Origin of the sequence: Gelidibacter sp., assembly GCF_039916245.1 — a bacterium.
Taxonomy (GTDB): Bacteria; Bacteroidota; Bacteroidia; order Flavobacteriales; family Flavobacteriaceae; genus Gelidibacter.
Genome location: NZ_JBDSLS010000280.1, coordinates 1 through 10,282, shown reverse-complemented (window position 1 = coordinate 10,282; position 10,282 = coordinate 1). Strand labels below are relative to the sequence as shown.

The following is a 10,282-nucleotide window of genomic DNA, read 5'->3' as shown; positions in this document are numbered from 1 at the left end:
TAATCCAGGATCTGTTCCTGATCCAGGTCAAGTGGACTACAGTTGAAATGGAATCCGATGTGCGCCAGGCAGCGGGCATAGTTGGTAAGGGTGCTTTGGCTTTTGCCGGAGAGTTCTACCGAACGCTTTAGTTTGTGGTAGAGTGCTGCAAACCCTGGAACCGAAATAATCGCCCTTTCAATGAGGGTGTCATTTTTTTTTCATAATATTGAGTATTACATTAAACCTTGATCCTAAAGGTAGTGAATCGTGATGGAAACGTCTCGTGAAGCTACCTTTAGGTTTAGTTCAACAATGTGTATAATCAATGGCTTGTCCTCGCCTACTTGGAAATCCCTGCGGAATTTCCACAGGCAAGTTTACTGTTTAGTATTTTAGGTGTTTGCCACCGCAACTATTCTTACACATAAACGCTGTAGCAATTAGAACACACAAAAAAATATTAGATAAATTGAGAACATATTTATTTTCATGGAATACCATAAAATGGCCTTGGGAACATTTAGAGAATAAAATCTCGGAGTTTAATATATCTGGAGAATTCACAGAAATGTGGAGTTGTAAAAATCATAAACAAATCCAAATCGGAGATAGAGTTTTTTTTAATAAAACTAGGCAAAGGATTTAAGGAGAAAGGGATTATTGATTCAGGATACATAACTTCAGACAGCTCTTTATCAGAGTATTAAAATAGCTCAGGAAAACTAATTAATCTGGTGTTTATACAATTTTAAGAATTACACGTACAGAAGCCTACAAATTCGTGTCTAAAAAAAACAAAAGCGATACTTCATATTTTATCTTCAACAAATAATATCATGGCCTATAAACTTTTACAACGAAAAGCGTAACTTTTCCAAACTTATGGCTACTGATAAAATAATCATTAAAAAACCAACGCCCATGAAAAAATTCATCTGTATTATTTTTTGTTTTACCGTTTTCACATCCAACTACACTTACGCACAAACCGACAAACGTCTCAAAGGCATTGAAAAAGATCTCAACGCGATTCTAGAGGCTACCAAAGCCGCTGGATTTTCAGTTGCTGTTGTTGATGGCGATAAGGTCATTTATGCCAATGGTTTTGGTTATAGCGATTATGAAAACAAAGTCCCAGTTGACGCGAACACCTTGTTTGCCATTGGTTCTTCCACAAAAGCATTCACCTCAGCCCTCTTAGGTCAACTCAGTGCAGAAGACAAATTATCGTTGAATGACAATCCCATAAAATATATTCCAGAGTTAAAGTTTTATAATGACAATTTAAACAACAATGTCATCATTAAAGATTTGATGCGTCATAGCACTGGCCTACCACGCCATGATATCAGCTGGTATCTATTTCCATCTGCCGATAAAGACAGCTTAATTCAGCGTATTGCCTATCAAGAACCTTTTACAGGACTCCGACAAGAGTGGAATTATAATAATTTCATGTTTTTGGCACAAGGCGTCATTGCAGAAAAGATTACAGGTCAATCGTGGGAAGACAATATCAAAACGCGTTTTTTTGACCCTTTAGAAATGTCACGTTCACAGACTTTATTGTCAGAATTAAAAAAAATGGACAATGCCGCCTTGGGATATAAACTCAAAAAGAACGACCAAATCAGCAAATTAGACTATTATGACATTTCAGGAATGAGTCCTGCGGGAAGCATTTACAGCAGTGCGAATGAGATTTCGCATTGGTTAAAAATGTGGATCAATAAAGGAAAATATCATGACAAACAGATTTTAACGGAAGCTTACATTAATGAAGCGATGAGTTCTCAAATGGTAATAACTGCCGCTTTACCTGACGAAGAAAATCCAGATCTACACTTCGCAAACTATGGTTATGGGTGGATGCTATCCTCATATAGAGGTCATTATCGGGTAGAGCATGGTGGGAATATCGACGGATTTTCAGCAAACATTGCGTTTTTTCCGAGCGATAAAATTGGGATTGTCGTATTGTCCAATCAAGATGGTTCAGCAGTTCCTAACTTAGTTAGAAATACTATTGCCGATCGACTTTTAGGTGGAAAAACCACTAATTGGGCGAAAAGATTTATTGAAAACAAAGCAAAAACTAAAAAGATGGAAGCAGAACTGAAGCTGGAAGACAAGGCAACTGCTCAAGTAAAAAACACTAAACACTCTCATGTCATGCAAGACTATACGGGGAGTTATGGTAATTCGGGGTATGGAGGTTTCAATATCACTGTGGAAAACGACTCTTTATTCGCAAATTTCAAACGTATGAAAATGTATTTAAAACATTACCATTATGATGTTTTTGAACCTTTTGAAGTGACCAAAACAGGAATCGACACCACCGATGCGAGCCCCATGCGATTTAACTTTGCCACAAGTGATGGTGGAGATATCTCCAAAGTAAGCCTAAAAGCTGAATCCGCCCTTGAGCCTATTGCCTTCAAAAGAACACCTAACACGATTGATGTCAGCACTACTGATTTAGAACAATATGTCGGTAATTATAGCTTATTAGGCACCCCATTGAAAATCTACATTAAAAACGAGAATGTACTTTATCTATTCGTTCCAGGGCAACCTGAATATGAACTCATGCCTACTGAAAAACATAAATTTTCATTTAAAGTCGTCGACGGATTTAAAGTAGAGTTTTTAGAAAACAACAATATTATAACAGAAATGAATCTCATTCAGCCCAACGGCACGTTTAAGACGAAAAAGGAATAATCTTAGAACAGGCAGATGGAAGGAAGTTTAGACCACTTTGCAACGGTGCAAAGAAAGACAAGAAAGAACAGCGAAAAGTCTTTCAAGCTCTTTATTACAATTGAATAAACTCCTACCGAGCATTCATTTAGAGTTATATTTTGAATAGTGTAATTATCTTCTCTTTAAAATATTTTAGTTTCACTCCTAAAAACGAATAAAAAAAGACATTATTTCGCTAGATATTCCTTCATTTTCTGCATAGGATTCGTGGCTCTATTTTTATACCCATGCATCAAACTGCTCACAATTAAAATAAGTGCAGCTCCACCTGCAACATAGGCAATACTCATCTCCGCATTATAATAATTGGCATAGGCAATCGCGATCAATGCCCAAGCACCCACTAAAGCAAATTCTCGCATATTACGTGTCCAAGTGATCGCCAAATTAATCATCATGGCCACAATAATCATGAAAACAGTCCACGCCTCTTCTGACATTCCAAAGCCTCCCCATTCTATTTTGGTCAAATAAGAGGCTACATTTGCGATACTTGCCACCGTAAGCCAGCCACTATAAAACACAAAAGGCCACCATAAAAAAACAATGACCGAAATTGGAGCATCCCACAATTCCATGGCGTTGTTCATGATAATTTTCAGTATGGAAAATAACACTAAAAAGATCAACACACACGACAAACCTGTATAGCCGTAAATCCATAAAAACACCCATACCGAATTGGCCACACAGGATATCACAAACCACCATCCAATGCGCATTACAAAATTGTCATCCCGAACATTGACAAATAAGCTTCTTCCTTGATAGAAAATAAAACCGAGTAAAAACAGATAAATAAATCCCCAAATGGCAAAAGCGTAGCCAGCGGGTGTAAAAAGGGAATTCAAATTATTGGACACCTCCCCAATCGTTGTATTGTTAATGGCACCAGTATTGGAGAGGTAATTAATGATAATGGTAGAAACGAGCGCAATACCATTACATATTTGTAGAACTTTTTTCATAGAAATAGTGCGTTATTTTGAGAATTGCGTTTTGATTGATCACGATTATCATGACAGCTTGAATTTACGACAAATCACAAAATAAATTAACTTTTTTTAATGAAGAATGGACTCAAATAAATTCGCGGTATTGCATCACCCTAAAATCGAACGTATTGAAATTCGGGTTTTTAGCTTTAAGATGTTGGTAAAGCGGTATTCTGCTAATGGAAATATTCGCAGCGCCCGATCCTGAAGTCAGAGAAACGGTTTTGATGATTCTTTTCTCAGGATGAAGCAAAGATTTTGATGGCGAAATGGTGCCTTTATGCGATTCCTCACTAGCCTTCGGAATAAAAATTTCTTCTGGATTGGCAGGAAGTACAAATTCGTGTATGCGCGGCACTTCATCCGACACCAATTTTAATTGCAAGCCGTAAGTTTTTAAATGTTTTCTGAAGAAATATTCTGGGCCATTTTTACTATTGCCTCCGGTAAATAATAAGGTATCAATATTGGGATATTTTTGAAGGTAACCGACGATATTTCGCAAATGGATGTTATGCATCCCCAAATCTGAGGCATTCATTTTTTCACGTTCGCAACTTTCAACAATATCGCAAATGCCGATTTTATGTGCGATCAAAAAACTTTTCCGTTGATTCACCGCTTCGTCTGAATTATCAAATCGCAGATTAAGATTGTAAATCTGATCGATATAAAGCCACAACGAATTGAAATAGCTGCCATAACAAAAATCAACATCCTTTTCCAACAACTCGCCTACTGAAAATCGCGGCGGTGGCAAAGTACCAACAATCAACTTGGTAGTATCTTCCTTTATAAACGGCGGATAAGGGTGCTGATGAAAAAACATTTACAAGGTATTTTTCAATCGCTCTACTTCAATGATAGTCGTTTTATAAATACGCTTATTAGTTGGAATCAAATTTTGCATTTCCACATGCAGCTCTTCCAAAAGTTCTTTGGCATCGATAGTTTTATCAATGCGCAATAAAAATTTAGCCAATGCCAAACGTTCGTTATAGTTAGAATAAGGCCAATCCATAAGCCTCAGTTGTTTTTCTGCCTCAGTTATTCTATCCTTTTCTGCCAAAGCCATCCCATAAAGAAATGGAATCTCTGATTTCTCATACTCTTTATAACTTTCCAAACTTTCGCTAAACGCAATGACTTGATCATAATCTTTGATCGCATAATAGGCTTGAATCAAATGGGCTTTCACAAAAAAATCGTCCTGGGTTTTATCTTCCAAGGCGACAAGATAGTGTTCAATAGCACCTGTATAGTTATGTATTTCAAGGTAAGCATCAGCGAGATTAATCCTATTAAGATACGTATCCGTAAACTCAAGTTGCGCTTCTAAATCTTTCACTTTTCCTGAAGAAGCAGTTTTTTTGGAAGGCTCAATAATGGTACTTAGATTTCCCTGAGTCTTTTCTGTATCGCGTTTATTTAAAACCTGAGTTACCAAATAAGTAACACAACCAACAAACGGTAAAAACAGAATTGCAAAAATCCAATAGTATGAATTCCTATTTTTCAATAGGTGATATATACAAAAACCTTGAAACGCGATAATTAAATATAAATACATGCTGTCAAATTAAATTAAAGTACAAAGATAATGCTTTGATATATTATAAATTTAGTATCTTAACATTTGATTCATATTAACTTAAAACAACTTAAAAAACATGGGAAAAGGAGACAAAAAGACGCGACGAGGAAAAATTTCAAGAGGTTCATATGGCGTAAGACGACTTCGGATTAAAAAAAGGAAATCAACCCTTGAAAAAATCAGTGTAGATAAACAAACAAAGCCTTGAGTTAACCTTGTTATAAAAAATGTCCTGTTTTCAAATTTTGAAGACAGGACATTTTCTTTATCGTGTAAACACTAAATTATGCTCTCCAGATAGCTTTTCGTGAAATCTGTAATTTTCGATGTCAAAAGCTTTGATGTCATCCAAGGTTTTTGCATGTTCATCAACGACATAGCGTGTCATGAGTCCGCGGGCGAGTTTTGCGTAAATCCCAATGGTTTTATATTCCCAGTTTTTTAATTCCTTAAAATCGACAGTGATTATTGGAACTTTTAGAGCTTTGGTGTCCAGGGCTTTAAAATATTCAACACTGGCTAAATTAAGAAAGAGCTCATCGTCCTTTAATTCGTCGTTCAACGCTTTTGTGATCTCCTGTTTCCAAAACTCGTACAAGTTTTTATTTTTACCGATGCTCAGTTTGGTGCCCATTTCCAAACGGTAAGGCTGCATTAAATCCAAAGGTTTCAAAACGCCGTACAAGCCTGAAAGAATTCTTACGGTATCTTGAAGACGGTCAATTTTGGTTTCCGGAATGGTATACGCATCCAAGCCACGATACACATCGCCATTAAATGCATAAATGGCAGGACGCGCATTGTCGGTTGTAAACGGCGTTTCCCACTCCTGATTGCGCTCGTAATTAAGTTGGCTCAAATCATTAGAAATCTTCATAAGCTCTGATAAAGCTTTTACCGATTTCTTTTTGAGTTCTTTATTAAGACGCTCAGACTGTTTTAAAAATTCAGGTTGTGTGGTTTTGTCTGTTGGTATTTGGGTTTCAAAATCCAAGGATTTTGCAGGAGATATGACAAGTTTCATAGAAATGGGAAGCTGATATTTAATCGTGAAAAAATTGAAACTCAAAGTTACAAAACAAATTTCAATTATGCCGACACCTGCGTTAAGGATGGAACGGCATGTTTGAGCTCCCTGCCTTTTAGCAGGAGCGAGTAGTGACAGCCTGACCCTCTGGAAATTTATTGGAAGAGGGTAACGCCCAAATAAAAATGAAACTCGAGAATTAAAATAAATACAAGAGATTCAAAGTATAATTATTAATAATTCAAACCCTTCCTGCTTTAATTTCTCAACTGAAATTAAAGCCACCTTCCCTTGAAAAGTGAAGGAATTCATTCTTAATCAAGATCCATGTCCTGATGTTACAAAAGAAATCTCACTTATGCCGACACCTGCGTTAAGGATGAAACGGCATGTTTGAGCTCCCTGCCCTTTGGCAGGAGCGAGTAGTGACAGCCTGACCCTCTGTAAATTTATTGGAAGAGGGTAACGCCCAAATAAAAAAACATCTAAATCTTAAAAAAAATCTCAATCACTCTTCTTCGATTTCCATATCCTTATGCTTGGCATAATGACGCCATTTTTCGATACAGGCCACCATATCTTGAGGCACTTCAGAGTCAAAACTCATGAATTCACCTGTGGTAGGGTGCTCAAAGCCCAAGGTTTTTGCATGCAGCGCTTGACGCGGCAAAATTTTGAAGCAATTTTCAACAAACTGTTTGTATTTGGAAAATGTGGTGCCTTTTAAAATCTTTTCGCCACCATAACGGGAATCATTGAATAGCGTATGCCCAATATGTTTCATGTGCACACGGATTTGGTGTGTACGACCAGTTTCTAATTTGCAAGACACCAAAGTGACGTATCCTAAGCGTTCCATCACTTTAAAATGCGTAACGGCAGGTTTTCCTTTTTCTTCATCATCGTCTAAAAATACGGTGTTTTGTAACCTATTTTTTGGATGACGGCCAATATGACCTTCAATCGTGCCTTCGTCTTCCTCCATATTTCCCCAAACAAGTGCGACATATTCGCGCTCACTGGTTTTGTCAAAGAACTGTTTGGACAGATGCGCCATGGCCGCTTCGGTTTTGGCAATGACCAACAAGCCGCTGGTATCCTTGTCAATACGATGCACTAAACCAGGTCGGTTACTGGAATTATTTGGCAGATTTTCAAAATGATAAATCAAGGCGTTGATGAGCGTGCCCGAATAATTGCCGTGACCGGGATGTACGACCATGCCAGCTTCTTTATTGACCACGAGTAAATCATCATCTTCATAGACAATATTCAGCGGAATATCTTCTGGCGTCAGCAAATACTCATAAGGTGGATGCTCAAAAAGCACTCGAATTACATCAAAAGGCTTGACCTTATAATTGGATTTTACGGGAACGTCATTAACATAAATGCTACCGTTTTTAGCAGCCTCCTGAATTTTATTGCGCGTTGCGTTTTCAATAAAATTCATGAGATATTTGTCAATACGCAAGGGCGTTTGACCTTTTACGGCTGTAAAAGCATAATGCTCATACAACTCATCGTCGTGTTGATCTTCTAAACTGGGTGTATTTTCGTCTGTCATTATTCCTCTAAACCTCTATTTCCATTCCCCAAAACCAAATCAATTTTGGAGGTCATCGGCAGTAAATCGCCCGCTTTGATCGATTTGCCTTCAAATGAGATGGATTGCACCTCATCTTTTCCAATATCATCAATGTATGATATTCTACCTACTTCAAATCCGATAGCTTCCAAAGTCGGTTTGGCTTGGCGGAAGGTACGGCCAACCACAAAAGGTACTTCGACCTTGCGATATCCTGAGGGATTTAAAATTAAATAGACTTTGCGATCTTCTTTGACTTGACTTCCTGCTAATGGATATTGCTCAATAACAGAGTATTTTGGGTATTTGGGATTGAAATTGGCAGAATCCTGGATTTCCATAGCCAAATCATTATCCCTTAATTCAATTTCAGCTGTTGCGATACTTTTCCCTGCCAAATCAGGAACAGTCACAAAACTCCCGTGGTTGGTGCGATAATCTAACCATTTCAATAAGAAAAAAGTTAAAACTACTAAGGCAACAACCGCCAGAATAATTTGTTTTAAGAACACTTTACTCGATAAAAATTTTATAAGACTCATGAAAATTTGTTATAAGTGACAAAGATATATAAATACAACCGCTTTTTCTTTTGCTTTTATTGTGATATTTTTGTTTGTGGAGATAAGCAGCGAATTTACGAGTATTTAACAACAAAAATGCTTGTTTATTGTGAGTTCACTATTTGCGACAAAAACAGTAATTGTAATTATTACCCCGAAAATCGGGTAATGTAGTCGCAAGAACGGATATCAGGAAAAAAGCTTAAACAATCTCTATTCAAAAAGAGAGACTGAAACAGTAGTTTTGAAAGCCTTCGTGGCTAATTTAATTGAGTTTTATAACCTATCATCGGAGGTAGGTTTGCACTAAGAATATTAACTTAAAATAATGAGATTCCCACCTTCGTGGGAAGTACGCATGAAAAAAAATATTGCAATCATCATGGGAGGTTTTTCGAGCGAGTTCGAAATTTCCCTAAAAAGCGGACAAGTGGTTTATGAAACGCTTGATCCTACTAAATACAACGCTTTTAGAATTCATATTTTCAAGGACAAATGGGTATATGTAGATGCCGACAACAACGAGCATCCGATTGATCGAAACGACTTTTCATTTACTGTGAAAGGTGCTAAAACCAAATTTGATTGTGTGTTTAATGCTATTCATGGCACACCTGGAGAAGACGGTTTTATGCAAGGTTATTTGGAATTGCTCGGGATTCCGCAAACCAGTTGCGATATGTACCAAGCGGCATTGACCTTTAACAAACGTGATTGTTTAAGCGCTTTAAAACCATACGGAATTAAAACGGCAGAATCCTATTATGTGAATTTAGGAGATGTCCTTGATGAAGATGCCATTATTGCTAAAGTGGGTTTACCATGTTTTGTTAAAGCCAATAAAGCCGGAAGCAGTTTTGGGATTAGCAAGGTTTATAAAAAAGAGGAATTTAAAAAAGCATTGGAAGTGGCATTTAAGGAAGATGATGAAGTGATCATTGAGTCTTTCTTGGATGGTATCGAGGTCTCCGTTGGCGTCATCACGTACAAAGGCGAAGTGACCGTGCTGCCTATCACTGAGATTGTGAGTGAGAATGATTTCTTTGATTACCAGGCCAAATATTTGGGACAGTCGCAAGAAATTACGCCTGCACGATTGACCGACGAACAAGAGGAAAAAGTAAGAACAGTTGCCAAAAAAGTATATGAGGTTTTAAAAATGAAAGGTTTTAGCCGCAGTGAATTCATCTTTAAGGATGGCGAACCCCATTTATTGGAAGTCAACACCGTTCCCGGGATGACCAAAGCTAGTATTTTACCACAACAGGCTGCTGTGGCTGATATTAGTTTGATGGATTTGTTTGGGAATGCGATTGAGGAAAGCCTGAAGAGTTGAAAATTAAGAATGAAAAATTAATAAGTATATTTGATTTATAATGAGATTCCCTCTTGCGAGGGAATGACAAAAAATTGTCAATGAAACGCGCACTATTCCCAGGGTCTTTTGACCCGATTACGTTAGGTCACTTAGATATTATCAATCGCGGAATCAAACTATTTGATGAAGTCGTTGTTGCCATTGGTATCAATGCTGATAAAAAATATATGTTCACTTTAGAACAGCGTCTGAAGTTTATGGAAGAGACCTTTAAAGATCAGCCCAAAGTAAAATTGATGACGTATCAAGGTTTGACCATCGATTTCTGCAAACAGATTGATGCGCAGTTTATTTTAAGAGGTTTGCGCAATCCCGCCGATTTTGAATTTGAAAAAGCAATTGCTCACACGAACAGAAAACTTTCAAAAATTGAAACCGTATTTTTA

General features: G+C 37.3%; 10 protein-coding genes. 4 read left to right on the top strand and 6 right to left on the bottom strand.

The annotated features are described in order from the left end of the window. The first annotated feature begins 903 nt into the window (after positions 1 to 903). Positions 904 to 2,709 carry a serine hydrolase gene (locus ABIQ28_RS14380; protein WP_348038497.1) on the top strand — a complete coding sequence of 602 codons (1,806 nt, stop codon included), beginning with the start codon at positions 904 to 906 and terminating at the stop codon, positions 2,707 to 2,709. 209 nt (positions 2,710 to 2,918) lie between these two features. On the opposite strand, the gene ABIQ28_RS14375 is transcribed toward ABIQ28_RS14380, so the two are convergent. The 3 genes from ABIQ28_RS14375 to ABIQ28_RS14365 form a co-directional block, all read right to left on the bottom strand. Further along, a complete protein-coding gene (locus ABIQ28_RS14375) occupies positions 2,919 to 3,719 on the bottom strand; it encodes a tryptophan-rich sensory protein (protein WP_348038495.1) in 801 nt (266 codons plus the stop codon). A gap of 112 nt (positions 3,720 to 3,831) precedes the next feature. After that, on the bottom strand, positions 3,832 to 4,575 hold the full coding sequence (locus tag ABIQ28_RS14370) for a uracil-DNA glycosylase family protein (RefSeq protein ID WP_348038493.1): 744 nt from the start codon (positions 4,573 to 4,575) through the stop codon (positions 3,832 to 3,834). Then, positions 4,576 to 5,265 (bottom strand): hypothetical protein, encoded by a 690-nt coding sequence (locus tag ABIQ28_RS14365; protein ID WP_348038491.1) that lies wholly within the window; start codon positions 5,263 to 5,265, stop codon positions 4,576 to 4,578. It lies immediately after the preceding gene. Between the two features lie 151 nt (positions 5,266 to 5,416). Between ABIQ28_RS14365 and ABIQ28_RS14360 the strand changes: the two genes are divergently transcribed. After that, entirely contained in the window at positions 5,417 to 5,548 is a 132-nt protein-coding gene (locus ABIQ28_RS14360; protein ID WP_348038489.1) for a 30S ribosomal protein THX, read from the top strand. Positions 5,549 to 5,605: 57 nt separating this feature from the next. On the opposite strand, the gene yaaA is transcribed toward ABIQ28_RS14360, so the two are convergent. The 3 genes from yaaA to ABIQ28_RS14345 form a co-directional block, all read right to left on the bottom strand. Next, complete coding sequence (yaaA, locus tag ABIQ28_RS14355; protein WP_348038487.1) at positions 5,606 to 6,364, bottom strand: peroxide stress protein YaaA; 759 nt, start codon at positions 6,362 to 6,364, stop codon at positions 5,606 to 5,608. Between the two features lie 511 nt (positions 6,365 to 6,875). Next, positions 6,876 to 7,934 carry an RluA family pseudouridine synthase gene (locus tag ABIQ28_RS14350; protein WP_348038485.1) on the bottom strand — a complete coding sequence of 353 codons (1,059 nt, stop codon included), beginning with the start codon at positions 7,932 to 7,934 and terminating at the stop codon, positions 6,876 to 6,878. Then, on the bottom strand, positions 7,934 to 8,497 hold the full coding sequence (locus ABIQ28_RS14345; RefSeq protein ID WP_348038483.1) for a PASTA domain-containing protein: 564 nt from the start codon (positions 8,495 to 8,497) through the stop codon (positions 7,934 to 7,936). Before ABIQ28_RS14345 ends, ABIQ28_RS14350 begins: the two co-directional genes overlap by 1 nt. 379 nt (positions 8,498 to 8,876) lie before the next feature. On the opposite strand from ABIQ28_RS14345, the gene ABIQ28_RS14340 reads away from it, so the two are divergent. Together ABIQ28_RS14340 and coaD are read left to right on the top strand one after the other, a co-directional pair. Next, complete coding sequence (locus ABIQ28_RS14340; RefSeq protein ID WP_348038499.1) at positions 8,877 to 9,854, top strand: D-alanine--D-alanine ligase; 978 nt, start codon at positions 8,877 to 8,879, stop codon at positions 9,852 to 9,854. Positions 9,855 to 9,934: 80 nt separating this feature from the next. Beyond that, a partial coding sequence (gene coaD, locus ABIQ28_RS14335; protein WP_348038481.1) for a pantetheine-phosphate adenylyltransferase occupies positions 9,935 to 10,282 on the top strand: 348 nt, incomplete at its 3' end.

Bases quoted from the DNA above. Each gene is read 5' to 3' on its own strand.
- ABIQ28_RS14350 (WP_348038485.1), bottom strand. From the start codon at position 7,934: ATGACAGACGAAAATACACCCAGTTTAGAAGATCAACACGACGATGAG.
- ABIQ28_RS14370 (WP_348038493.1), bottom strand. From the start codon at position 4,575: ATGTTTTTTCATCAGCACCCTTATCCGCCGTTTATAAAGGAAGATACT.
- ABIQ28_RS14375 (WP_348038495.1), bottom strand. From the start codon at position 3,719: ATGAAAAAAGTTCTACAAATATGTAATGGTATTGCGCTCGTTTCTACC.
- ABIQ28_RS14360 (WP_348038489.1), top strand. From the start codon at position 5,417: ATGGGAAAAGGAGACAAAAAGACGCGACGAGGAAAAATTTCAAGAGGT.
- yaaA (WP_348038487.1), bottom strand. From the start codon at position 6,364: ATGAAACTTGTCATATCTCCTGCAAAATCCTTGGATTTTGAAACCCAA.
- ABIQ28_RS14345 (WP_348038483.1), bottom strand. From the start codon at position 8,497: ATGAGTCTTATAAAATTTTTATCGAGTAAAGTGTTCTTAAAACAAATT.
- ABIQ28_RS14380 (WP_348038497.1), top strand. From the start codon at position 904: ATGAAAAAATTCATCTGTATTATTTTTTGTTTTACCGTTTTCACATCC.
- ABIQ28_RS14340 (WP_348038499.1), top strand. From the start codon at position 8,877: ATGAAAAAAAATATTGCAATCATCATGGGAGGTTTTTCGAGCGAGTTC.